Source organism: Frigoribacterium sp. Leaf415, assembly GCF_001424645.1.
Classification (GTDB): domain Bacteria; phylum Actinomycetota; class Actinomycetes; order Actinomycetales; family Microbacteriaceae; genus Frigoribacterium.
This window is the reverse complement of record NZ_LMQR01000001.1, coordinates 1,131,001-1,154,823: the sequence shown is the minus strand read 5'-3', so window position 1 is coordinate 1,154,823 and position 23,823 is coordinate 1,131,001. Positions and strand designations below refer to the sequence as shown.

The 23,823-nt window shown below is 68.7% G+C and carries 18 protein-coding genes and 1 tRNA gene; 3 read left to right on the top strand and 16 right to left on the bottom strand.

Annotated elements, in window-relative coordinates; translation table 11 throughout:
- Positions 1 to 17: 17 nt before the first annotated feature.
- From ASG28_RS05285 to polA, 11 genes are all read right to left on the bottom strand, one after another.
- Positions 18 to 932, bottom strand: a complete 915-nt coding sequence (locus ASG28_RS05285) for an SDR family NAD(P)-dependent oxidoreductase (protein ID WP_055972785.1) — start codon at positions 930 to 932, stop codon at positions 18 to 20.
- Positions 922 to 2,988, bottom strand: a complete 2,067-nt coding sequence (gene uvrB / locus ASG28_RS05280) for an excinuclease ABC subunit UvrB (RefSeq protein ID WP_055972782.1) — start codon at positions 2,986 to 2,988, stop codon at positions 922 to 924. The genes ASG28_RS05285 and uvrB overlap by 11 nt, the downstream gene beginning before the upstream one ends.
- A gap of 10 nt (positions 2,989 to 2,998) precedes the next feature.
- Positions 2,999 to 3,649 carry a dephospho-CoA kinase gene (gene coaE / locus ASG28_RS05275; protein WP_055972777.1) on the bottom strand — a complete coding sequence of 217 codons (651 nt, stop codon included), beginning with the start codon at positions 3,647 to 3,649 and terminating at the stop codon, positions 2,999 to 3,001.
- 78 nt (positions 3,650 to 3,727) lie between these two features.
- Complete coding sequence (gene rpsA, locus ASG28_RS05270) at positions 3,728 to 5,176, bottom strand: 30S ribosomal protein S1 (protein ID WP_043592805.1); 1,449 nt, start codon at positions 5,174 to 5,176, stop codon at positions 3,728 to 3,730.
- A 168-nt stretch (positions 5,177 to 5,344) separates the two neighbouring features.
- Positions 5,345 to 7,036: a DUF885 domain-containing protein gene (locus tag ASG28_RS05265; protein ID WP_055972775.1), complete on the bottom strand. Its 1,692-nt coding sequence runs from the start codon at positions 7,034 to 7,036 to the stop codon at positions 5,345 to 5,347.
- Positions 7,037 to 7,161: 125 nt separating this feature from the next.
- Positions 7,162 to 7,431 carry an HPr family phosphocarrier protein gene (locus ASG28_RS05260; protein WP_043592801.1) on the bottom strand — a complete coding sequence of 90 codons (270 nt, stop codon included), beginning with the start codon at positions 7,429 to 7,431 and terminating at the stop codon, positions 7,162 to 7,164.
- A gap of 27 nt (positions 7,432 to 7,458) precedes the next feature.
- Positions 7,459 to 7,923 (bottom strand): PTS sugar transporter subunit IIA, encoded by a 465-nt coding sequence (locus ASG28_RS16885; protein WP_055972771.1) that lies wholly within the window; start codon positions 7,921 to 7,923, stop codon positions 7,459 to 7,461.
- A 2-nt stretch (positions 7,924 to 7,925) separates the two neighbouring features.
- Complete coding sequence (locus ASG28_RS16880) at positions 7,926 to 8,234, bottom strand: PTS lactose transporter subunit IIB (RefSeq protein ID WP_043592799.1); 309 nt, start codon at positions 8,232 to 8,234, stop codon at positions 7,926 to 7,928.
- A gap of 47 nt (positions 8,235 to 8,281) precedes the next feature.
- Positions 8,282 to 9,478 carry a PTS mannitol transporter subunit IICB gene (locus ASG28_RS16875; RefSeq protein ID WP_054146077.1) on the bottom strand — a complete coding sequence of 399 codons (1,197 nt, stop codon included), beginning with the start codon at positions 9,476 to 9,478 and terminating at the stop codon, positions 8,282 to 8,284.
- A gap of 113 nt (positions 9,479 to 9,591) precedes the next feature.
- Positions 9,592 to 10,353, bottom strand: a complete 762-nt coding sequence (locus ASG28_RS05240; protein WP_055972768.1) for a DeoR/GlpR family DNA-binding transcription regulator — start codon at positions 10,351 to 10,353, stop codon at positions 9,592 to 9,594.
- A 373-nt stretch (positions 10,354 to 10,726) separates the two neighbouring features.
- Positions 10,727 to 13,399 carry a DNA polymerase I gene (polA, locus tag ASG28_RS05235; protein WP_055972764.1) on the bottom strand — a complete coding sequence of 891 codons (2,673 nt, stop codon included), beginning with the start codon at positions 13,397 to 13,399 and terminating at the stop codon, positions 10,727 to 10,729.
- A gap of 66 nt (positions 13,400 to 13,465) precedes the next feature.
- Here polA and ASG28_RS05230 point away from each other — a divergent pair, with 66 nt between their 5' ends.
- Positions 13,466 to 13,936, top strand: a complete 471-nt coding sequence (locus ASG28_RS05230; RefSeq protein ID WP_082454395.1) for a PaaI family thioesterase — start codon at positions 13,466 to 13,468, stop codon at positions 13,934 to 13,936.
- A gap of 61 nt (positions 13,937 to 13,997) precedes the next feature.
- Here ASG28_RS05230 and ASG28_RS05225 read toward each other — a convergent pair whose 3' ends face one another.
- A complete protein-coding gene (locus ASG28_RS05225) occupies positions 13,998 to 14,603 on the bottom strand; it encodes an ANTAR domain-containing response regulator (RefSeq protein ID WP_043592796.1) in 606 nt (201 codons plus the stop codon).
- 39 nt (positions 14,604 to 14,642) lie between these two features.
- On the opposite strand from ASG28_RS05225, the gene ASG28_RS05220 reads away from it, so the two are divergent.
- Together ASG28_RS05220 and ASG28_RS05215 are read left to right on the top strand one after the other, a co-directional pair.
- A tRNA-Leu gene (locus ASG28_RS05220) sits at positions 14,643 to 14,728 on the top strand.
- Positions 14,729 to 15,041: 313 nt separating this feature from the next.
- On the top strand, positions 15,042 to 15,245 hold the full coding sequence (locus ASG28_RS05215) for a cold-shock protein (protein WP_043592793.1): 204 nt from the start codon (positions 15,042 to 15,044) through the stop codon (positions 15,243 to 15,245).
- Positions 15,246 to 15,369: 124 nt separating this feature from the next.
- Here ASG28_RS05215 and ASG28_RS05210 read toward each other — a convergent pair whose 3' ends face one another.
- From ASG28_RS05210 to gltB, 4 genes are all read right to left on the bottom strand, one after another.
- Entirely contained in the window at positions 15,370 to 15,996 is a 627-nt protein-coding gene (locus ASG28_RS05210) for a hypothetical protein (protein ID WP_055972761.1), read from the bottom strand.
- A gap of 85 nt (positions 15,997 to 16,081) precedes the next feature.
- Complete coding sequence (pyk, locus tag ASG28_RS05205; protein WP_055972757.1) at positions 16,082 to 17,530, bottom strand: pyruvate kinase; 1,449 nt, start codon at positions 17,528 to 17,530, stop codon at positions 16,082 to 16,084.
- A 79-nt stretch (positions 17,531 to 17,609) separates the two neighbouring features.
- Entirely contained in the window at positions 17,610 to 19,067 is a 1,458-nt protein-coding gene (locus ASG28_RS05200; protein WP_055972753.1) for a glutamate synthase subunit beta, read from the bottom strand.
- Positions 19,060 to 23,637, bottom strand: coding sequence for a glutamate synthase large subunit (gltB, locus tag ASG28_RS05195; protein WP_055972750.1), 4,578 nt, complete (start codon positions 23,635 to 23,637; stop codon positions 19,060 to 19,062). The genes ASG28_RS05200 and gltB overlap by 8 nt, the downstream gene beginning before the upstream one ends.
- Positions 23,638 to 23,823 lie beyond the last annotated feature (186 nt).

Below are 23,823 nucleotides of genomic sequence, written 5' to 3'. Positions count from 1 at the left end.
CAGCCGGCGGCGCAGGGTCAGGGGGCCGGGGACGAGATGACCGGTTGGACGCCCGTCAGGCCGGTCGACACCTGCCAGAGACGGGCTGCGACCGACTCGTCGCGGGTATGACGTTTGGCGGGCACGCGAGCCGGAGCACCGGTCAGCTGGAACCATCCGGCCGGACCCCAGTATTCCCCGCCGACCACGTCTTCGCCCACGAGGGCGTGGACGAGGGGCTCTGCTCCGACCTCTTTGCCCTGGGAGAACGTGTGCATCATCGAGGTGAGGACGGCGGGAGGACGGTGGGGTTCGACGACGGGCGGGCGTGGGTCGCTCAGGGACTCCCACGAGAACCCGGGGTGGGCGACGACGCTCGAGATCGACGATCCGGCCGCCCGGAGTCGACGATCGAGGTCGAACCCGAAGGTCATGACCGCGAGCTTGGATCGCGCGTAGGCGACGGCCCCCGAATAGCTCGAGACCATCATGGGATCGTCGAGGTCGAGTCGCACCCACCGGTGGCTGATGCTGCCGAGGTGCACGACTCGTGCTCTCTCGGCCGACTCGAGTGCCGGAAGGAGGTGCGAGACCAGCGCGAAGTGGCCGAGGTGGTTGGTGCCGAACTGGAGCTCGAAGCCGTCGGTCGTCGTCTGACGCCGACGGGAACCGACGACGCCTGCGTTGGCCAGCAGGCCGTCGACCGGTCCCCCGGCGGCGATGGCGGACGCACCCGAGCGGACCGACGCGAGATCGGCGAGGTCGAGGGCGACGGTGTCGACGTCGGCCCCGGGCACGCGTCTGCGCAGGAGATCGGCGGCCCTGACGGCTCTCTCGGCGTCGCGGGCCGCGAGGACGACCTGATGACCGGCCGTGACGAGCCGCTCGGCGGAGTAATAGCCGAGCCCCGCGGTCGCACCCGTGACGACGACACGGCGACGATCACCGGGCATGGCCGGCCGCCTCCATCTGGCGCAGGTCTTTCTTGAGGTCGGCGACCTCGTCGCGGAGCCGACCGGCCAACTCGAACTTGAGCTCGGCCGAGGCCTGCAACATCTGCTCGTTGAGGTCGGCGATGATGGCTTCGAGACCGTTCGCCGCGCTGGCCGCCTTGCCCTCGCGGCGGAGGTTCGGCGTGGGGGCGCGCTTGCCGCCCTGGCGATCCGCGAGGAGGCGAGCCGTGTCGGCGCCCTCTCGGGCCAGGACCTCGGTGATGTCGGCGATCTTCTTCCGCAACGGCTGGGGATCGATGCCGCGCTCGAGGTTGTAGGCGACCTGCTTCTCGCGACGACGATCGGTCTCTTCGAGTGCTTGTTTCATCGAGTCGGTCATCACGTCGGCGTACATGTGCACCTGGCCCGACACGTTGCGGGCCGCACGACCGATGGTCTGGATGAGGGATGTCGACGAGCGGAGGAAACCCTCTTTGTCGGCGTCGAGGATGGCGACGAGCGACACCTCAGGGAGGTCGAGGCCCTCACGGAGCAGGTTGATGCCGACGAGCACGTCGTAGACCCCCTGGCGCAGTTCGGTCAGCAGTTCGACCCGTCGGAGCGTGTCGACGTCGGAGTGCAGGTACCGAACCCGCACGCCTGCCTCGGTGAGGAAGTCGGTGAGTTCTTCGGCCATCTTCTTGGTCAGGGTGGTGACCAGGACGCGTTCGTCGATCTCGACCCGTGTGCGGATCTCTTCGAGCAGGTCGTCGATCTGGCCCGCGGACGGCTTGACCACGATCTCGGGATCGATGAGCCCGGTGGGGCGGATGATCTGTTCGACCACGCTGTCGGTGATGCCCAGCTCGTACTTGCCGGGTGTCGCCGAGAGGTAGACCTTCTGGCCGACGCGGTCGAGGAACTCCTCGAACTTGAGCGGCCTGTTGTCGAGGGCACTCGGCAGCCGGAAGCCGTGGTCGACGAGGGTGCGTTTGCGCGAGGCGTCGCCCTCGTACATGGCACCGATCTGGGGCACCGTGACGTGCGACTCGTCGATCACCACGAGCAGGTCGTCGGGGAAGTAGTCGAGAAGACAGTGGGGCGCCTCGCCGGGCGACCGACCGTCGATGTGAGCCGAGTAGTTCTCGATGCCGTTGCAGAAGCCGATCTGTTCCATCATCTCGAGGTCGAAGGTCGTGCGCATGCGCAGGCGCTGGGACTCGAGGAGCTTGCCCTGCTTGTCGAGCTCGTCGAGTCGGGTGGCGAGTTCTTCCTTGATGGTCCCGATCGCCCGGTGCATGACGTCGGTCCCCGCGACGTAGTGGGACCCCGGGAAGACCGACACCGCGTCCATCGTCTTCACGACGTCGCCCGTGAGCGGGTGGAGGGCGTACAGGGCCTCGACCTCGTCGCCGAACATCTCGATGCGGATGGCCAGTTCCTCGTACATGGGGATGATCTCGATGGTGTCGCCCCGCACCCGGAAGTTGCCGCGGGAGAAGTCGATGTCGTTGCGCTGGTACTGCATCGAGACGAAGCGACGGATCAGCGTCTCGCGGTCGATCCGCATGCCGACCTGGAGGGCGATCATGGCTTCCATGTAGCCCTCGGGAGTGCCGAGGCCGTAGATGCAGGACACCGTCGAGACGACGATGACGTCGCGTCGGCTCAGCAGGGAGTTCGTGGTCGAGTGCCGCAGGCGCTCGACCTCGGCGTTGACGGAGCTGTCCTTCTCGATGAAGGTGTCGGTCTGCGGGACGTAGGCCTCGGGCTGGTAGTAGTCGTAGTACGACACGAAGTACTCGACGGCGTTGTTCGGGAAGAGTGACCGGAACTCGTTGGCCAACTGGGCCGCGAGCGTCTTGTTGTGGGCCAGGACGAGCGTGGGGCGCTGCACCTGTTCGACGAGCCAGGCCGTGGTCGCGGACTTGCCCGTTCCGGTGGCGCCCAGCAGGACGACGTCTGTCTCACCCGCGTTGATGCGTCCCGCCAGCTCGGCGATGGCAGCCGGCTGGTCGCCGCTGGGTTCGAACTCACTGATGACTTCGAACGGGCGGACGCTGCGGGTCGGTTCCATGGATTCCAGTTTACGAGGGACCACCGACACTCGCGTCCTGGGAGGCTGCCTGCTTCGCCGCTGACAGCGAACGCAACCGCTCGTAGAGGTCGTCCGCCTGCTCCAGCGTGTGCTCGAGCGACCCGGACGAGTCGACGACGACGTCCGCGACGGCGAGCCGCGAACGGTCGTCCGCCTGCGCGTCCACTCGGCGCCGCGCCTCCTCGTCGCTCATCCCCCGCAGCTCGACGAGCCTCCGCAGGCGCACCTCGCGCGGGGCGTGCACGACGACGACCACGTCGAAGCCGGCGGTCCCTCGCGACTCGACGAGGAGCGGCACGTCGTAGACCACGACGCGTTCCGGGTCGTCGGCGACGGCGTCTGCCATGCGCCGGGCCGAGAGAGCGTGCACGGCCGGGTGCGTGATGCCCTCGAGATCACGCCGGGCGGCAGGATCGGCGAAGACGACGGCCCCCAGGGCGGCCCGGTCGAGGGAGCCGTCGGGCTGCAGCACGTCGGACCCGAAGCGGGCGACCACGGCCTCGAGTCCCGCCGATCCGGGTTCGACCACCTCGCGGGCGAGGGCGTCGGCGTCGACGTGCGCCGCCCCCCGTTCGGCGAGTCGACGGGCCACGACCGACTTGCCGGCGGCGATGCCACCGGTCAATCCACAGACGAACACGACGTCGAGACTACGCCGGGAACGCCGGAAGGCGGCTCCCCCGAGGGGGAACCGCCTTCTGGTCGAGACCGGAGGGACTCAGTTGTTGTTCGACAGCTTCTCGCGCAGAGCGGCGAGCGACTCGTCGTCGGCGAGGGTGCCGGCGCCCGAGGCGGACTCGGCCGAGAACGACGAACCCGTGGGAGCGTCGAACGTCGTCTCTTCGACGAGCGAGGCAGCGACCTGCTTCTTGTGGGCTTCCCAGCGCGCCTGGGCGGCAGCGTAGTCCTGCTCCCACTTCTCGCGCTGCGAGTCGAAGCCCTCGCGCCACTCGTTCGTCTCGGGGTCGAAGCCCTCGGGGTACTTGTAGTTGCCCTGGTCGTCGTACTCGGTGAGCATGCCGTAGAGCGCCGGGTCGAACTCGGTGCCCTCGGGGTCGACACCCTCGTTGGCCTGCTTGAGGCTCAGCGAGATGCGACGGCGGTCGAGGTCGATGTCGATGACCTTGACGAACACCTCGTCGCCGACGGCGACGACCTGCTCGGCCAGCTCGACGTGCTTCGCCGACAGCTCGGAGATGTGCACGAGGCCCTCGATGCCGTCGGCCACGCGGACGAACGCACCGAAGGGGACGAGCTTGGTGACCTTGCCCGGAGCGACCTGACCGATCGCGTGCGTGCGGGCGAACACCTGCCACGGGTCTTCCTGGGTGGCCTTGAGCGAGAGCGACACGCGCTCACGGTCGAGGTCGACCTCGAGGATCTCGACGGTGACCTCCTGGCCCACCTCGACGACCTCGCTGGCGTGCTCGATGTGCTTCCAGCTGAGCTCGGAGACGTGCACCAGACCGTCGACGCCGCCCAGGTCGACGAACGCACCGAAGTTGACGATCGACGAGACGACGCCCTTGCGGACCTGGCCCTTGTGGAGGTTGTTCAGGAAGGTCGTGCGGCTCTCGGACTGCGTCTGCTCGAGCAGGGCACGGCGCGACAGGACCACGTTGTTGCGGTTCTTGTCGAGCTCGAGGATCTTGGCCTCGATCTCTTGGCCGAGGTAGGGCGTGAGGTCGCGGACGCGGCGCAGCTCGATGAGCGAGGCGGGGAGGAAGCCACGGAGGCCGATGTCGACGATGAGGCCACCCTTGACGACCTCGATGACCGTACCGGTGACGACGCCGTCGGCGTCCTTGATCTTCTCCACGTCGCCCCAGGCACGCTCGTACTGAGCGCGCTTCTTGGACAGGATCAGACGGCCTTCTTTGTCTTCCTTCTGGAGGACGAGGGCTTCGACCGTGTCGCCGACCTCGACGACCTCGGTGGGGTCGACGTCGTGCTTGATCGAGAGTTCGCGCGAGGGGATGACGCCCTCGGTCTTGTAGCCGACGTCGAGGAGGACCTCGTCGCGGTCGATCTTCACGACGGTGCCTTCGATGAGGTCGCCGTCGTTGAAGAACTTCAGGGTCTTCTCGACCGCGGCCAGGAAGTCATCAGCGGATCCGATGTCGTTGATGGCGACCTGCTTGGGTGCCTTGGTCGTTACGGTTGTCATGTAGTTAGTGCTCCAGTACGGGCATGAATCGGGCCGTGTTCGCCCCTCGAACGGTGTCCGTGGGGATGTGTCGAACGCGGCGTGCGGAAAGATCGACGCAGATAGCGCGCGATCATCTTAGCGCGGTGCCGCAGGTGTGGGCAACGGCGTGTCGGCAGCCGGAACGGCTCAGTGCAGCAGGGCTCGCCGGAGCGTGTCGAGCCCGACTCCGCCCAGCCGCAAGGCGTCCCGGTGGAAGGACTTGACGTCGAACGCGTCTCCTTCTCGCCGAGCACGTTCGGCGCGGAGGTCCTCCCAGATGCGTTGACCGACCTTGTACGACGGCGCCTGTCCCGGCCAGCCGAGATACCTGTCGACCTCGAAGCGCACGAACTCGGTGTCCATGTTGACGTTCTCCGACATGAAGGCGAAGGCGTTCGTCGCGTCCCAGGACCCGCCGCCTCCGGGGAACGGCTTGCCGAGGTGGACGCCGATGTCGAGGACGACGCGCGCCGCCCGCATGCGCTGACCGTCGAGCATGCCCAACCGGTCGCCCGGGTCGCCGAGCCAGCCGAGCTCGTCCATCAGTCGCTCCGCGTAGAGGGCCCACCCCTCGGCGTGCCCCGAGGTCCCCGCCAGCTGTCGGCGCCAGGTGTTCAGCGTGGCCCGGTTGTGGACGGCCTGGCCGAGTTGCAGGTGGTGGCCGGGGACGCCCTCGTGGAAGACCGTCGTCGTCTCACGCCAGGTGCCGAAGCGGGTGACGCCCTCGGGAACCGACCACCACATGCGGCCGGGTCGCGAGAAGTCGTCACTGGGGCTCGTGTAGTAGATGCCGCCGTCCTTCGTCGGCGCGATGCGGCACTCCAGCCGGCGGACCGGCTCGGGGATGTCGAACTGGTCGCGTCCCAACTCGGCGACGGCCCGGTCGCTCAGCTCTTGCATCCAGGCGCGGAGGGCGTCGGTGCCGACGAGCTGGCGTGCGGGGTCGGCGTCGAGCAGCTCGATGGCCCGGGAGACCGACGCCCCGGGTTCGATCTGCCGAGCGACGGCCTCTTGTTCGCTCGTCATCCGGGCGAGCTCGTCGATCCCCCAGTCGTAGGTCTCGTCCAGGTCGACCGTCGCCCCGAGGAAGCGTCGCGAGTGGAGGGCGTAGGCGTCGCGTCCGACGGCGTCCACGGCGGTGGCGGCGGGGAGCAGGTCGTCCAGGAGGAAGCGTCGCAGGTGGACGTAGGCATCCGCGGCCGACGAGGCACCCGAGGCGAGGTCCCGAGCCAGTGCCGTGCCGGGTTCGCTGCCGTCGCCGAGCCGGGCTCCGCCGACGAACTCGGTGAAGAAGCCGTCGGCGGCACCGATGCGGGCGCACTGCTCGGCCACCTTCTCGACCTGCCGGCGGGCGGGGGTCACTCCCCCGGCGATGCCGGCACGCAAGGTCTCGACGTACTGGTCGACGGCGGTCCGTACCCGACCGAGGCGGGACGCGACGTCGACCCAGTCCCCTTCGGAGTCGGTCGGCATCAGGTCGAACACCTCGCGGATGCCCTGTGCCGGCGACGCGATGACGTTGAGGTCGCGCAGTTCGAGTCGCTGCTCGGCGTACTCGAGGTCGAGCTGGAGCTCGCTCGTCAGGTCGTCCCGGGTGACGCGGTCGACGTCGTCCACGGGGGCGGTGCTCCGCAGTTCGGCCAGAGCGGCCCGGACGGCCTCGACGCGGCGTGCGTGACCCTCGGGCGAGTAGTCGCCGTACTCGCCGGTGCGGCCCTCACGGCCGATCCAGGTCGCGGTGGTCGGGTCGAGCTCGCAGAGGGTGTCCACCCAGCGTTCGGCGACCCCGTCGACGGGGGTCGGTGTGCGCGGGGTGGGCGTCGTCGCGGGATCGGTCATGCCGACGAGCCTAGTGACGCAGGAGGCGCGGTGCCGGAGGGCCCGGACCGCGCCTCCTCGGCTCCCACGACGAACGGGGCGCCCGCCGACTCTCGTCGGCGGGCGCCCCGTGCTGGTGAAGGTGTCTACTCTTTGTCGAGGTCGGTCGCGAGGAGCGCGACGAGCTCGTCGAGGGCGGCCTCGGCGTTGTCGCCTTCGGTCGCGACGACGACCTCTTCACCGTGGCCGATGCCCAGCGAGAGCACGCCCAGGATGCTGGCGGCGTTGACGCTCTTGCCGGCCGCGGAGGTCAGCGTGACCTTGGCGCCGGTCTTGCCGGCGGCCTGGCTGAACAACGAGGCGGGACGGGCGTGCAGCCCGACGCTCGAGGCGATGGTGACGGAACGTTCTGGCATGTCTTCTCCTCTGGAGGGGGGTGGGGGTCAGTCGTCGTCGTCGGTCGACGCGAGCAACTCGTAGACCTCGGCGGTCGTGGTCGATCCGCGCAGGGCGGCGGCCTTGTCAGGGTCCATCAGGATGCTGGCGAGCTGGCTGAGGATCGCGATGTGGCCGTTACCTTTGGCGGCGATGCCGACCGTGACCGAGACCTCGTTGCCGTGCCAGTCGACCGGGGTCGGGAACCGCAGGACGACGAGGGCGTCCTCTTTGACCGAGTCCTTGCCGGCGAGGGTGCCGTGCGGGATCGCCACACCCTCGCCGACGTAGGTGGACACCGAGTTCTCACGCTCGAACATCGCGTCGACGTACGTCTCGTCGATCGCGCCCGCGTCGATGAGGGCCTGACCCGTCTTGCGGATGGCCTCGTCACGCGAGGCTGCGACCTCGTCGAGTCGGATGGACGACTCGGCGAGGAGCGCCGAGAGCTCGGGTGCCTGCTGGTCGGTCATCGTCAGACCTCGACCGTCGAGCCGTCCTGGATCGCCTTGACGATCTTGGCGACGTTGGGGTCTCCCATGAACAACTGGAACGGCACCACGGGCACGTTCGGCACGACGCCGCGGGCACGCTCGGCCAGGTTGTTCTGGGTGACGACGACGTCGGCGTCCGACGGGATCGACGCGACGGGCGAGTGCTCGACGGTGACACCGCTCTTCTTCAGCTGCTTCTTGAGCGTGGACGCCAGCATGACGCTGCTGCCCATTCCCGCGTCGCACGCGACGATGAGTTTCTTGATGCTGGAACCGTCGAGGGTTGCCATGACCTTCTCCTTGTGTGGTGGTGGTGCTGACTGGTGGTGCGGGCCGGCTAGGCGGTGGGTGCCGCGGTGCCCTTGCTGGTGGCCTTGTTGGCCGCGGTGGCGGCCTGGGCGTCGGCGAGAGCCTGCTCCTGCGCGGCGGCGTCCTCGGCACGGGCCTCGCGGTTCTCCTTGCGGCCGAAGCCCATCAGGAGGGACGAGACGACGAACGAGACGGCCGCCGAGAGCAGGATACCCAGGTAGATCGGGAGAAGGTCCCCGCGGGCGGCGACGAGCGTGTAGGCGATGATGCTGCCGGGCGACGCGGGACCGACGAGGCCGACGTTGAAGAGCGCGAAGGTCGCGATGCCGGTCGCACCACCGAGGACGGCGGCGACGAGCAGGATCGGCTTCATGAGCACGTACGGGAAGTAGATCTCGTGGATGCCGCCGAAGAAGTGGACGATGATCGCGGCCGGGGCGGAGGGGCGGATGGCGCGCGGACCGAAGAAGAGGTACGCGAGGAGGATGCCGAGGCCCGGGCCGGGGTTCGACTCGAGCATGAAGAGGATCGACTTGCCGGCCTCTTGCACCTGCGTGCCACCGAGCGGGGTCAGGATGCCCTGGTTGATGGCGTTGTTGAGGAACAGCACCTTGGCGGGCTCGATGATGATCGACGCGAGGGGCAGCAGGCCGCGGTCGACGAGGAACCCGACGGCACCGCCGAAGACGTTGGTGATCGCCGTGGTGACCGGGGCCAGGCCGAAGAAGGCCAGGACGCCCATGGCGCCACCGATGATGCCGAGCGAGAAGTTGTTGACGAGCATCTCGAAGCCGGACTTGATGCGGCCGTCGACGAGCTTGTCGAACTGCTTCAGGACCCAGGCGGCGAGCGGACCGACGATCATCGCGCCCAGGAACTGCGGCACGTCGGTGGCGACGATGACGCCCATGACGGCGACGGCACCGATGACGGCACCGCGCTGTCCGTGGACCATGCGACCACCCGTGTAGGCGATCAAGATCGGCAGGAGGTACTTGATGATCGGGCCGACGAGACCGGGCCACGGCGTGCCGTCCGACATCTCGCCGAAGCCGCCGAGCTGGGGAACCGGCGTCCAACCGGTCTGGATGAAGAGGGCCGTGATGAGGCCCCAGGCGATGAAGGCGCCGATGTTCGGCATGATCATGCCGGCCAGGAAGCCGCCGAAGCGCTGGACGCGCGCTCGGGCTCCCGTACCGGTGACGGTGGGGGTGAATTCGGACATGGTGAGGACTTCTCCTTGTTGCTCTCAGCGACGAGAGGGATGTGAGGTGGTGGAGGTGGTGTGAGGTGCTGTGGTGCGTCGGGGTGGTACGAGGGTGGCCGGCCGGACTCGCGTCATGCGATCACGACCCGGGGGCCGGCCTGTTCGACGTCGTCGGCCAGCTCGGCGTCCACGCCGGAGTCGGTGATGACGGTGTCGACGTCGGTGAGCGGCGCGACCTTGGCGAAGTCCTCGCGACCGAACTTGGTGTGGTCGGCGAGGACGACGGTGCGTCGTGACGCGGCGATGAGCGCGCGCTTGACCCGCGCCTCCGCCAGATCGGGGGTGCTGATGCCGCGCTCGACCGACACGCCGTTCGTGCCGATGAACGCGACGTCGGCGAAGACGTCCGCTATCTGGGCCCGCGTCCAGTCCCCCACCGCCGAGTACGTGCGGGTGCGGATGAGCCCACCGAGCAGGTGCAGCGTGACGTTCGGTCGGCTGATGAGGATGGTGGCGACGGCGAGGGAGTGCGTGACCACCGTCAGCTCGCGGTCGAGGGGCAGCAGTTCGGCGAGACGGATGGTCGAGGTGCCGGCGTCGACGATGATCGAGCCGCCGTCGGGCAGTTCGTCGAGGGCTGCCCGGGCGATGTGCTCCTTCTCGGCCGCGGCCGTGCCCTCGCGGTCGACCACGGGGGGCTCGATGCCGAGGCGCTCCATGGCGATGGCGCCCCCGTGCACGCGGCGCAGAACTCCCCGGCGCTCGAGGGCCGTCAGGTCGCGGCGCACGGTCTCGGGCGCGACGGAGAGCTCTCGTGCGAGACCGGCGACCTCGACCCGGCCCCGGGACAGGGCGGTGTCGAGGATCTGCTGGTGACGCTCCGGTGCGTACATGGAAGACCTCGTCGTCGGACTGCACGGTCGCCTCGAGGGCTGACCGGTGGTGCGGAAGTGCGGAAGGAGTTCAACTGCTGTTGATCTGCGCTTATATAAGTCCGTTTGTGTGGCTCGGTCAAGTCTGTGCCGCGTGTCGTGTCCGTTTGTGCCCGGGTCAGGGGCATTTCGCTGCCCGATGGGCAGCCGGATGCCCGACGATCGGGCATCAGATGCCCGAGCGGGGCCGTCCGGGCCATGGATCGGGTGCGCCCGGGACATGAGGGACGAGGAGGCGCGGCCTCCGAACCGGAGGACGATCCGCCCCGACGGCCCCTCCCCTCCCGGACGCGGGCCCGGCAGAGGCGCGCATCGGGGAGGCGGAGTCGTCGGTTCAGTGGGCGGCGGCGTCCCAGCTCTCGCCGAGGCCGACGCTGACGTCGAGCGGCACCCGCAGATCTGCAGCGCTGCTCATGCGTCGGCGGACGATCTCTCGCACGTCGTCGACCTCGCCCGGTGCGACCTCGACGATGAGTTCGTCGTGCACCTGCAGCAGCACTCGCGAGCCCATCTCTCGTTCGTCGAGTTCGGATCGGACGCCGAGCATCGCGATCTTCATGATGTCGGCCGCCGAGCCCTGGATCGGTGCGTTCAACGCGGCTCGCTCGGCGTTCTCGCGCAGGACGCGGTTCGGCGACTTGAGGTCGGCGAAGGGACGGCGCCGACCGTAGATGGTCTCGGTGTAACCGTCTTCGCGTGCCTGCTCGACGACGTTGCGGAGGTACTCGCGTACGGCACCGAACCGGGCGAAGTAGTCGGTCATGAGCTGGCGGGCCTCGGCCGTCTCGATGCGCAGCTGCTTCGACAGACCGAAGGCGCTGAGTCCGTAGGCGAGGCCGTAGGACATGGCCTTGACCTTCGTGCGCATGGCAGGGGTGACGTCGGCGGGTTCCACCCCGAAGATGCGGGCACCGACGAACCGGTGGAGGTCTTCGCCCTCGTTGAACGCCTGGATCAGCCCCTCGTCACCCGAGAGGTGCGCCATGATGCGCATCTCGATCTGCGAGTAATCGGCCGTGAGGAGCGTCTCGTAGTCGGGCCCGTGCACGAACGCCGCACGGATCTCGCGACCGACGGCGGCCTTGACCGGGATGTTCTGGAGGTTGGGGTCGACGGACGAGATGCGCCCGGTCGTCGTGCCCGTCTGGTCGTAGGTCGTGTGGATGCGGGCGTCGTCCGCGATCGACTTCTCGAGCGTCTCGATGATCTGACGCAGTTTCGTCGCGTCGCGGTGCTTCAACAGCAGGTCGAGGAAGGGGTGCGGGTGCTTCTCTTGCAGATCGGCCAGGGAGGCGGCGTCCGTCGAGTAGCCCGTCTTCGTGGCCCGGGTCTTGGGCATCTCGAGCTGTTCGAAGAGCACCTCTTGGAGTTGTTTGGGCGAGCCGAGGTTGACCTCTCGTCCTATCTCGGCGAAGGCGGCCGACGCCAACTCGCCTGCCTGTTCGCCCAACCGCAGCGAGAGCGCCTTGAGCGTGTCGCGGTCGGCCGCGACACCCGTGAGTTCCATGTCGCCCAGTACCGGGACGAGCGGCAACTCGATCTCGGTGAGCACCCGTCGAGAGCCTTCGTCGAGGGCCGTCACCAGCGACTCGGACAGACGGAGGACATACCAGGCCTCGGAGGCCACGTTGACGTCGTCGTCGGCGGACACGAGCTGGTTGGGGTCGCCGACGGGCAGGGTCTCGCCCAGCTGTTCGTAGACGAGGTCGGAGAGCGCGAAAGACGTGCGGCCCGGGCGCAGAAGCCAGGCGGCGACCCGGGGGTCGCCGACGATGCCCGTCAGGGTCAGGCCGGCGCGGGAGAGCGCCTTGTAGGCCCGCTTCGCGTCGTGGACCACCTTGGGCGTGGCGTCGTCGAGCCAGGCCTCGAGGGCGACGTAGTCGCCGCGACCCGCGGCCCAGGGCACGTACGCCGACTCGTCGAGGGACGAGATGCCGAGCCCGACGATGCCGTCCGCGCCGTACTCGACGGTCAGGCCGACGGGCTTCTCGGGATCGGACGCGTGTTTCTTCAGCCAGAAGGCGAGTTCTTCGTCGATGAGGGTCCGGACCACGGGGAGGCCCTCGGGTGCCGCCGTCACGGTCGGCTCGCCCGAGTTCGCGGCAGACGCGTCGGTCGATTCCGACAGGGCCAGGACGCGGTCGAGCAGGGTGCGGAACTGCAGCTTGTCGAACAGCTCACGGACGGCGGCCTCGTCGATGCCCCGGCGCTCGAGGTCGCCGGGCCCCACCGGGAGCTCGACGTCGGTGACGAGGCGGTTCAGTCGGCGGTTGCGGACGGCGTTCTCTTTCTGCTCGCGCAGCTTCTGCCCGACGACGCCCTTGATCTCGTCGGCACGCGCGATGATCTCGTCGAGACCGCCGTAGAGGTTGATCCACTTGACGGCGGTCTTCTCCCCCACCTTGTCGATGCCGATGAGGTTGTCGCTCGTCTCGCCGACCAGGGCGGCGACCTCGGGGTACTGGTGGGGCTCGATGCCGTACCGCTCGAAGACCTTGTCTCGGTCGTATCGGGTGAGCTCGCTGACGCCTCGGGCCGAGGGGTAGAGGAGGGTGACGTCGTCGTTGACCATCTGGATGGCGTCGCGGTCGCCGGACACCACCAGGACCCGGTAACCGTCGTCGCGACCGCGGGTGGCGAGGGTCGCGAGGATGTCGTCGGCCTCGAAGTCCTCTTTCGTGATGGTCGTGATGCCCATGGCGTGCAGCGCCTCCTGCAGGAGCGGGATCTGACCGACGAACTCGGGAGGGGTCTCGGACCGGGTGCCCTTGTACTCGGGGTACTCACGGGTGCGGAAGGAGAATCGCGAGATGTCGAACGCGACGGCCAGATGCGTCGGCTTCTCGGCTTTGAGCAGGCTGAGCAGCATCGAGATGAAGCCGTGGATGGCGTTGGTGTGCTGGCCCTCGCGGTTCACGAAACTGTCGACCGGCAGGGCGTAGAAGGCCCGGAAAGCGAGGGAATGGCCGTCGATGACCAGGAGGGTAGGCTTCGTGTCGTCCGTCACCACGTCAGCCTAGCGGGCACCCCCGACACCGTCGCCGGGCGCCTCGGTCCGAGCACCCGGAGAACCATGAGCAGTCCGTCCGCCGTCCCGAACGACGCCGAGAGGACCGTCTCGTCGGACGCGTCCCTGAGTGCCGCCGCCGTCGAGCTGTTCGGCCGTCGGGGTGTCGGCGCGCTTGCCGAGAAGATGGGCATCGTCATCGACGAGATGAGCGCCGACCGGGCCGTGGGCCGGATGCCCGTGGAGGGCAACACGCAGCCGGTCGGCATCCTGCACGGTGGCGCGCACGTCGTCCTGGCCGAGACCCTCGGGTCGGTCGCGGCGAACGTCCACGCCGGAGCCGGCCGCGTCGCCATGGGCATCGAACTCAACGCCAGTCACAGTCGGTCGGCTGCGACCGGCTGGGTGACGGGCACCTGCACGGCCCTGCACCTCGGCTCCACCCTGACCACGCACCAGGTCGTCATGACCGACGACCGCGGCCGCCTCCTGTCCACGGTCCGCATCACGAACTTCCTCACGGACGCCCGAGACTAGGCCGCCGACGAGAGAAGGCCCGCCCCGATCGTCGGGGCGGGCCTTCTCTCGTCGCGGACGACTACTTCTTGGCGCTGAGCTGTTCGATGATCGCCTGGGCGACGTCGTGCATCGTCAGACGGCGGTCCATGGACGCCTTCTGGATCCACCGGAAGGCCTCGGGCTCGGTGAGCCCCATCTTCTCGTTCAGCAGGCCCTTGGCCCGGTCGACGAGCTTGCGGGTCTCGAACCGCTCGACCAGGTCGGCGACCTCGGCCTCGAGCGTGATGATCTGTGCGTACCGCGAGAGGGCGATCTCGATCGCGGGCAGCAGGTCGTTCGGCGTGAAGGGCTTCACGACATAGGCGAGGGCGCCGGCCTCGCTCGCCCGCTCGACGAGCTCTTTCTGGCTGAACGCGGTCAACAGGACGACCGGCGCGATGTGCGCCTTCGAGAGCCGCTCGGCGGCGGAGATGCCGTCCAGCTGGGGCATCTTGACGTCCATGATGACGAGGTCGGGGCGCAGCTCGGTCGCGAGGGCGACGGCGGTCTCGCCGTCTCCGGCCTCGCCCACCACCTCGAAACCGTTGTCGCGGAGGATCTCGACGATGTCGAGGCGGATGAGGGACTCATCTTCGGCCACGACGACGCGACGGGGTGCTGCTGGGGTTGCTTCCTGGTCACTCACGACGTGAAGCCTACGGTATTGTCGACCTGGTTGTTGTGCGCCGGATTGGCGGAATGGCAGACGCGGAGCACTCAAAATGCTCTGTCCGTGAGGGCGTGTGGGTTCGAGTCCCACATCCGGCACCAGCCCCGGCGCGAACGAGCACCAGCCCTGTCGTGACCGTGCCGACGAGATGTGGCTCGCCTTGCCTCGTCCGGCCGTCGAGGCGACACGCCGACACGAGTTCTGCTCAGAGGGTGTGCCCGCGGGCCTCCGTGCACTACGCTGATGGAACTGGTTGTTGTGTTACGCATTTGTATCTCGCGACGTGCCGGAGGCCTCCTCTCACCGAGAGGGGTTCCGACGGTGGCGTCGTTCTCAGAGGGAGCGGACAAAAAGGCACCGCGACGAGCGATCTCGAAATCGGGATCGACAACTCTGATTGAAGGAAATAGAAAAATGGCAACAGGCACCGTTAAGTGGTTCAACTCCGAAAAGGGCTTCGGCTTCATCACCCCCGACGACGGAACCACTGACGTCTTCGCGCACTTCTCCGCGATCGCCGGCGACGGCTACCGCAACCTGGAAGAGAACCAGAAGGTCGAGTTCGACACGGCTCAGGGCAACAAGGGCCTCCAGGCCGAGAACATCCGCGTCATCTGACTCGGTGGCGTCCTCGTGACGCCGTCAGTCGGCGGGCTCGCCCGCCACTGAACCGAAAGCCCCGATCCGCTCACGCGGGTCGGGGCTTTCTCCGTCCCCGGCACGAGTGCGAGAGATCGTGACGTCAGGGCAGGGGAAAGCCGAGGAGGCGCGCCACCGGTTCGTAGTCCCGGCTCGCCGTCCGGTAGGCGGACTCCCACTCGGCCATTCGTGCTCCGGCCTCGCGGGGGTCGGTGAACCGGTCGTCGTCACCGCCACCGGCGACGAGGGCTTCTCGGGCGTCGCGGTACCGGCTGGTCAGGGTCGACCAGAGGACGAGTTCGTCCCCGGTGGAGTCCTCGGGAGCCGCGCGGGCCACGTCCCAGGGGACCTCGACGGCCGGAAGGCGTCGATCCGACGGATTCGGGGCCTCGACCGCTGCTACCTGGTCGCCCGCTCCCTCGTGGAAGATCGTCCGGGTCCCGATGGCGAGCACGGCACCGACCCCGGCACCCAGGACGAAGACGAGCGACAGTGCCCAGAGGCCGTCGACCCGCCACACGGTCGCGGCCACTCCCCCGAGGAACGAGCCGCCGACGAGGGCACCGAGAGCCGCCCACCGGCCCGGCCCCGCGCCTCCTCGGCTGGTCTCCCGGATCTCGGGGCCGAGGCTGCGTCGCGTCTCGGCCACGCCGTGACCGCTCCACGACGGTACGACGTACAGACGGGCCTCGAATACGAAGCACGAGGGGTGTCGGGCGTCCACGGACATGCCGTGAGCGTACGCCCCGCCGACACGACGAAGCCGGGACGATCCGATGGGATCGCCCCGGCTTCGCCAGAGATGTCGCGGTGTGTCAGGGCTGCGACGCGTAGGCCGGGGCGGCCTCGCCGTGGGCGTCGCCCACCCGATGCACCCGGAGGTCGTTCGTCGAACCCGCGATCCCGGGAGGGGACCCGGCGATCACGATGACCTTGTCGCCCGACTCGGCGAGATCGTTGCCGAGCAGGATGTCGTCCACCTGCGCGAACATCGCGTCGGTGTGCGTGACGGTCTCGACCAGGTAGGACTGCACACCCCAGCTGATCGCCATGCGGCGTCGGATGGCCTCGTTGGGCGTGAAGGCCAGGATGGGGATCGAGTGGCGCAGACGCGACATGCGACGGACCGAGTCACCAGACTCGGTGAAGACGCAGAGGAACTTCGCCTGGACGAACTCGGCGACGTCGGCCGCGGCCAGCGTGATGGCGCCGCCCTGGGTGCGGGGACGGGTGCCCAGCGGGGGGATGCGCTCGAGACCGTGCTCTTCGGTGGAGGCGACGATGCGCGCCATGGTCTGCACCGTGATGACGGGGTACTCGCCGACGCTCGTCTCGCCCGAGAGCATGACCGCGTCGGTGCCGTCGAGGACGGCGTTGGCGACGTCGGAGGTCTCGGCACGCGTGGGGATCGGGCTCGAGATCATCGACTCGAGCATCTGGGTGGCGACGATGACCGGCTTGGCCATGCGACGCGACAGCTCGACCGCGTGCTTCTGCACGATGGGCACGGCCTCGAGGGGCAGCTCGACGCCGAGGTCGCCGCGGGCGACCATGATGCCGTCGAACGCGTCGATGATCGCCTCGAGGTTGTCGACGGCCTGGGGCTTCTCGATCTTCGCGTAGACGGGGACCTTGCGGCCCTCTTCGGCCATGATCTCGTGCACGCGCACGACGTCGTCCGCGTCACGCACGAACGAGAGGGCGATCAGGTCGGCACCCAGCTGGAGGCCCCAGCGCAGGTCGGCCTCGTCTTTGTCGGAGAGGGCGGGGACGTTGACCGCCACGCCCGGGAGGTTGATGCCCTTGTTGTTCGAGACGGTGCCGGCGACGACGACCTCGGTCGTCACGACGGTCCCGTCGGTCTCGAGGACGCGGAGCTTGACGCGGCCGTCGTCGATCAGGAGCGGGTCACCCGCCTTGACGTCGTCGGGAAGACCCTTGAACGTCGTGCCGCAGATCTCTTTGGAGCCCAGGATCTCGTCGGTGGTGATCTTGAAGACGTCGCCGACCTCGAGATCGTGCGGGCCGTCGGCGAACTTGCCGAGACGGATCTTGGGGCCTTGCAGGTCGACGAGGACCGCGACGGCGCGACCCGAGTCGGCGGACGCCTGGCGGACGTTCGCGTAGACGCCCTCGTGGACGTCGTAGCTGCCGTGGCTGAGGTTCATGCGGGCGACGTCGACGCCGGCGTCGATGATCGCCCGGATGTCGTCGTAGCTCGACGTCGCCGGCCCGAGGGTGGCGACGATCTTTGCGCGTCTCATGTGTTCCGTTCGTGTGGGGGGGAAAGGGGGTGGGACGACTACAGCCCGACTCCCACCCTATTCCCGTCGGAAGGCCGGATCAGACCGAGATGGACCGATCGGTGGGCTTCACCGGGAAGGGCAGCACGGTCTCGCCCTCGAGGTAGGCGTCGACGGCCGAGGCGGTGGCCCGACCCTCGGCGATCGCCCAGACGATGAGCGACTGTCCGCGACCGGCGTCACCGGTCACGAAGACGCCGGGCTCGCCGGTCTCGTACGTGGCGCCGCGCTCGAGGGATCCGCGACCGTCGAAGGTGAGCCGCAGCTGCTCTTCGATGGTGTCGCGCTCGGGCCCGGTGAAGCCGAGCGCGAGGAGGACGAGGTCGGCGGGGACCTCGCGCTCGGTGCCGGCCTTGGGAACCCGCCGGCCGTCGACGTACTCGGTCTCGGCGACGCGGATGGCCCGCACCTCTCCGACCTCGTTCGTCAGGAACTCGACCGTCGAGGCCAGGAAGACCCGCTCGCCGCCCTCTTCGTGGGCACTGGACACCTCGAACAGCGTGGGGAACATCGGCCACGGCTGGGCCTCGGGGCGTTCTTCGGGCGGCTGCTGACCGATCGCGAGGTTGGTCACCGAGAGGGCACCCTGACGGTGTGCGGTGCCGATGCAGTCCGCACCGGTGTCGCCGCCGCCCAGGACGACGACGTGCTTGCCCTCGGCCGTGATCTGGTCGGCCACCGTGTCGCCCGCGCCGGCCTTGTTCTGCTGCACGAGGTAGTCCATGGCGAAGTGGATGCCGGACAGGTCACGTCCCGGGATGGGCAGGTCGCGGGGAACCGTGGCCCCCGTCGCGACGACGACGGCGTCGTAGCGGGCCCGGAGGTCGTCCCAGGCGATGTCGCGGCCGATCTCGACCCGGGCGCGGAAGCGCGTGCCCTCGGCCTGCATCTGGGCGATGCGCTGCTCGAGTTGCTTCTTCTCCATCTTGAAGTCGGGGATGCCGTAGCGCAGGAGACCGCCGATGCGGTCCTCGCGCTCGTACACGGCGACCGTGTGGCCCGCGCGGGTGAGCTGCTGGGCGGCGGCGAGTCCGGCGGGGCCCGAACCGACCACCGCGACCGTCTTGCCGGTCAGGCGCTCGGGCGGGTGCGGGGTGACCCAGCCGTTGGCGAAGGCCTGGTCGATGATCGAGACCTCGACCTGCTTGATCGTCACCGGGGGCTGGTTGATGCCCAGCACGCAGGAGGACTCGCACGGCGCGGGGCAGAGACGACCCGTGAACTCGGGGAAGTTGTTGGTCGCGTGCAGACGCTCGATGGCCTGACGGCCCTCGCCGCGCCACATGAGGTCGTTCCACTCGGGGATCAGGTTGCCCAGCGGGCAGCCCTGATGGCAGAACGGAACACCACAGTCCATGCAGCGGCCCGCCTGACGACGCAGCTCACCGCTTTCTTGTTGCTCGTAGACCTCTTTCCAGTCCATGAGCCGGACCGACACGGGTCGGCGCTTGGGCAGCTCGCGGGACTGCGTCTTCAGGAAGCCTTTGGGGTCAGCCACCGGTCACCTCCAGGATTCTCTTCCATGTCTCGTCGCCATCGGGGTCGAGACCCTCGTCGACGGCCGTCTGCCGGGTGGCGAGGACGGCGGCGTAGTCGCGGGGCAGCACCTTGACGAACTCGGCCACCGTGGCGTCGAGGTCGTCGAGCATGCGCTGAGCCACGGGTGATCCGGTCTCGGCCAGGTGCCGTTGCAGCAGATCGGTGAGGATCTCGACGTCGGCGCTGCCGAGCGGGTGGAGTTCGAGTTCACCCGAGGTGAGCGCCTCGGCGTTGACCCGTTCGGGCTTGAGCCGGTGCACGTAGGCCGTGCCTCCCGACATGCCCGCACCCAGGTTGCGGCCCGTGTCGCCCAGGATGACGGCGAGGCCGCCCGTCATGTACTCGAGCGCGTGGTCGCCCACGCCCTCGGCGACCGCGCTGGCCCCGGAGTTGCGGACCAGGAAGCGCTCCCCCACGATGCCGCGCAGGAACATGCTGCCCTGGGTGGCACCGTAGCCGATGACGTTGCCGGCGATGACGTTCTCCTCGGCGGCGAACGCGCTGCCGCGGGGCGGGCGCACGACGACGTTGCCGCCGGAGAGGCCCTTGCCCACGTAGTCGTTGCTGTCGCCCTCGAGTCGCAGCGTGATGCCGGAGGGCAGGAAGGCGCCGAGCGACTGACCGGCCGAACCGCTGAGGTTGATCTCGATGCTGCCGTCGGGCAGCCCGTGCTCGCCGTGTCGCAGGGTGACCTCGTGCCCGAGCATGGTGCCGACCGCGCGCTCGGTGTTGCGGATGGGCAGGGTGATCTCGACGTGTCCGCCGTTCTCGAGCACGTCGGCGCTGCGCTCGATCAACTGGACGTCGAAGTGCTCGTCGAGGCCGTGGTCCTGCGTGGTGTGGTTGCGGCGGGGCTCGTCGTCGGCGAAGGTCGGCCCGACCAGCACCGGGGCGAGGTCGAGACCCGAGGCCTTCCAGTGGTCGACGGCGCGGTCGACGTCGAGGACGTCCGTCCGGCCGATGGCCTCGTCGAGGCTGCGGAACCCAAGGGCGGCCAGGTACTCGCGCACCTCCTGAGCGAGGAACTCGAAGAAGTTGACGACGAACTCGGGCTTGCCCGAGAAACGGGCACGGAGCTCGGGGTTCTGCGTCGCCACGCCCACCGGGCAGGTGTCGAGGTGGCAGACCCTCATCATGATGCAGCCCTCGACGATGAGCGGCGCCGTCGCGAAGCCGAACTCCTCGCCGCCGAGCAGAGCGGCGATGAGGACGTCGCGACCGGTCTTCATCTGACCGTCGACCTGCACGACCACACGGTCGCGCATCCCGTTCAGCATCAGGGTCTGCTGGGTCTCGGCCAGGCCGATCTCCCAGGGCGTGCCCGCGTGCTTCAGCGAGTTCAGCGGACTGGCGCCGGTGCCCCCGTCGTGACCGGACACGAGCACGACGTCGGCCAGGGCCTTCGTGACCCCCGCCGCGACGGCACCGATGCCCGACTGGCTCACGAGCTTGACGTGGACGCGGGCCTTGGGGTTGGCGCGCTTGACGTCGAAGATGAGCTGCTTCAGGTCTTCGATCGAGTAGATGTCGTGGTGCGGCGGCGGCGAGATGAGGCCGACGCCCGCCGTGGCGTGGCGGGTGCGCGCGACCCAGGGGTAGACCTTGGTCGGCGGCAGCTGACCGCCCTCGCCGGGCTTGGCGCCCTGCGCCATCTTGAGCTGGATGTCGGTGGCGTGCGTCAGGTACATGCTCGTGACGCCGAAGCGGCCCGAGGCCACCTGCTTGACCGCGCTACGGCGCTCGGGGTCGAGCAGTCGGTCGACGTCCTCACCGCCCTCGCCGGTGTTGGACTTCCCGCCGAGGCGGTTCATCGCGATCGCGAGCGTCTCGTGGGCCTCTTGCGAGATCGAGCCGTAGCTCATCGCCCCTGTCGAGAACCGCTTGACGATCGCCTCGATGGGCTCGACCTCGTCGAGCGGTACGGGCGGCCGCACGCCGTGCTTGAGCCTGAACAGCCCGCGCAGCGTCATCAGCTGCTCGGCCTGGTCGTCGACCAGCTTGGTGTACTCACGGAAGATGTCGTAGCGGCGCGTGCGCGTGGCGTGCTGCAGCCGGAACACGGTGTCGGGGTTGAAGAGGTGACGAGGACCCTCGCGGCGCCACTGGTACTCGCCGCCCGTGGCCAGCCGCTCGTGGGCGATGACGGAACCGTCGCTGGGGTAGGCGCTCGTGTGACGCTGCTTGTTCTCGGCCGCGATGACGTCGATGCCGACGCCGCCGAGCATCGACGAGGTGCCGGTGAAGTAGGTGTCGACGAACTCCTGGCTGAGGCCCACGGCCTCGAACGCCTGCGCCGCGGCATAGCTCGACACGGTCGAGATGCCCATCTTCGACATGATCTTCAGCACGCCCTTGCCGAGCGCCTTGATCAGGTTGTGCACGGCGTCCTCGGGGCTCAACCCCGTGATCATGCCCGCGCGCACGAGGTTCTCGCAGGTCTCCATCGCGAGGTACGGGTTGACCGCGGACGCGCCGTAGCCGATGAGGGTGGCCACGTGGTGCACCTCGCGCACGTCGCCGGCCTCGACGATCAGGCCGACCTTCATGCGGTTCTCGGTGCGGATCAGGTGGTGGTGCACCGCGGCGATCATGAGCAGCGACGGCACGGGGGCGAAGTCGGCGTTCGAGTCGCGGTCGGAGAGCACGATGAACTCGGCGCCCGCCTCGATGGCGTCGTCCACCTCGTTGCACATGGCGGCGATGCGCTTCTCGAGCGCCCGCGGGCCCTTGTCCGCCCGGTAGAGCCCACGGATGGTCGACGTCTTCCGGGACCCGGGGCTCGGGTCGATGTGTTGGATCTTCGCGAGCTCGTCGTTGTCGATGACCGGGAAGTCCAGGATCACCTGACGGGCGTGCTCGGGGGTCGCGGCGAGCAGGTTCCGCTCGGGACCGAGGCCCAGCTTGAGCGACGTGACCACCGACTCGCGGATCGAGTCGAGCGGGGGGTTCGTCACCTGGGCGAACTGCTGCGTGAAGTAGTCGAACAGGAGGCGCGGGCGCTCCGACAGGACGGCGATCGGCGTGTCGCTTCCCATGGCCCCCAGGGGCTCCGCACCGGTCTTCGCCATCGGGGTCAGCAGGATGCGGACCTCTTCTTCGGTGTACCCGAAGGTGCGCTGACGCCGGGTGACGGACGCGGGCGTGTGCACGATGTGCTCGCGCTCGGGCAGCTCGGAGAGGTGGATGCGCCCCTCGGCGAGCCACTCGCCGTACGGCGCGGCCGTGGCGAGGTCACGCTTGATCTCGTCGTCCTCGATGATGCGCCCGGCCTCGGTGTCGACCAGGAACATCTTGCCGGGGCGGAGCCGACCCTTGCGGACCACCTTGGCGGGGTCGACGTCGATGACGCCGATCTCGCTCGCGAGGACCACGAGGCCGTCGTCGGTGACGAGGTAGCGGCCCGGTCGCAAACCGTTCCGGTCGAGGGTGGCACCGACGTGCGTGCCGTCGGTGAACGTGATGGCCGCCGGGCCGTCCCACGCCTCCATGAGCATGGAGTGGTACTCGTAGAAGTCGCGCAGGGTGGGGTCGATGTCGACCTGGTTCTCCCAGGCCTCGGGCACCATCATCATGACGGCGTGCGGCAGCGACCGGCCGGTCAGGCTGAGCAGTTCGACGACCTCGTCGAACGACGCCGAGTCACTCGCCCCCGGGCTGACGATCGGGAGGATGGGCTTGAGGTCGCCGATCAGCTCGTTCTCGAGCTGGGACTGACGGGCGCGCATCCAGTTGCGGTTGCCCCGCACCGTGTTGATCTCGCCGTTGTGCGCGATCATGCGGAACGGTTGCGCCAACGGCCAGGACGGGAACGTGTTCGTCGAGTAGCGAGAGTGCACGATGGCGAGCTTCGACGCGAAGCGCTCGTCGCTCAGGTCGGGGTAGAACGGCTCCAGCTGCAACGTGGTGACCATGCCCTTGTAGACCATGGTCCGGCTGCCCAGCGAGGTGAAGTAGGCCGAGAGCTTGCGCTCGGCACGCTTGCGCAGCCGGAACGCCTGGCGGTCCAGCGCGACACCGGCGAGCGGGACGCCGTCGGCGTCGTGGTGCCTGCTGGCGACGAAGAGCTGCTCGAAGGCGGGCATGGCGTTCCGCGCGAGAGTGCCCAGCTCGTCGGGTCGGACGGGGACCTCGCGCCAGCCGAGCACGTCGAGGTGCTCGAGGTCGGCGATGCGCTCGATGCCCGTCTTCAGCTCGGAGCGCTCCTGCTCGTCGAGAGGCAGGTAGGCGATGCCCACCGCGTACTGACCTGCCGGCGGCAGGTCGAAGTCGACCTCGTGGCGGAGGAACTCGTCCGGCACCTGGCAGAGGATGCCCGCACCGTCGCCGGTGCCGGCGTCGGAGCCGACGGCGCCTCGGTGCTCGAGGTTCCGAAGGGCTCGGAGGGCGGTGTCGACGATGTCGTGGCCAGGGGTTCCGCGGAGGGTCGCGACCATGGCGAGGCCGCAGGCATCCTTCTCGTTGCGCGGGTCGTAGAGGCCGCTGGCCTCGGGGACCGTGCTGAACTGCTGGTGTGCTGGCGTGAGAGCCATGGAATCCGTCCTCACGAAGAGATCCGACAGGGGGCGGGACGACGTCGGCCCGAGGTGCCTCACGAGGCCGCGGTCTGTGGCGGCCCCGACTCGGCGGGAGAGGTCGGCTCGTGGCGACCGTGGGCGTGCACGCCGGCAGGAGGGGCCGACTGCGCTCGATCTTACGAGGCGCGGGTGCGTGCACAG